The sequence below is a fragment of the Halorubrum tibetense genome (genome assembly GCF_042661865.1).
Classification (GTDB): Archaea; Halobacteriota; Halobacteria; order Halobacteriales; family Haloferacaceae; genus Halorubrum; species Halorubrum tibetense.
On sequence record NZ_JBHSWW010000656.1, the window covers coordinates 1 to 595 of the forward strand.

Annotated in this window: 1 protein-coding gene and 1 pseudogene; both read left to right on the forward strand. The window is 73.3% G+C overall.

What is annotated here, in order from left to right; genetic code table 11:
• The coding region (locus ACFQEU_RS17575) for a thiolase C-terminal domain-containing protein (RefSeq protein WP_417448547.1) at nucleotides 1-391 on the forward strand (391 nt) is incomplete at its 5' end.
• Nucleotides 388-595 (forward strand): annotated as a pseudogene (locus tag ACFQEU_RS17580) (hypothetical protein); the annotation flags it as partial. The gene ACFQEU_RS17575 and the pseudogene ACFQEU_RS17580, both read left to right, overlap by 4 nt.

Here is a 595-nt window from a genome sequence, read left to right on the forward strand (position 1 = left end):
GGCGACCGACGCCGCGACGGCCGCCTACGACGACGCCGGCGTCCGCTCCGACGACGTGGACGTCGCGGAGGTCCACGACTGTTTCACCATCGCGGAGGTGCTCGCGATCGAGTCGCTGGGGTTCGCGGACATTGGTGAGGGTATCACGGCGGCTCGCGACGGGCTCACGACCGCCGACGGCGATCTCCCCGTGAACCTCTCGGGCGGGCTGAAAGCGAAGGGGCACCCGGTCGGCGCGACCGGCGGATCTCAGATCGCGGAGCTGACCCGGTTGCTCCGGGGCGGCCACCCGAACAGCGACCGGGTGCCGGACGCCGAGGTCGGGGTCGCACACAACGCCGGCGGGACGGTCGCCAGCGCCGTCGTACACGTGCTGGAGGTGGCGGAATGAGCGACGGTGCAGACGACGGGGCGAGTCCCGGCGGCAAGGGTGACGGGGCGGGTAGCGACGGGGGAAGTGACGGCAGGGCGGGTAGCGACGGAGCGAGTGACGGCGGGGCGGGTGACGGAGTGTCCACCCCCCGGAACGCCGGCTACGACGAGTGGCTCGACGCGCTCGGTGACGGCGAGGGGTACGCGCTCGTCTGCCCGGCCG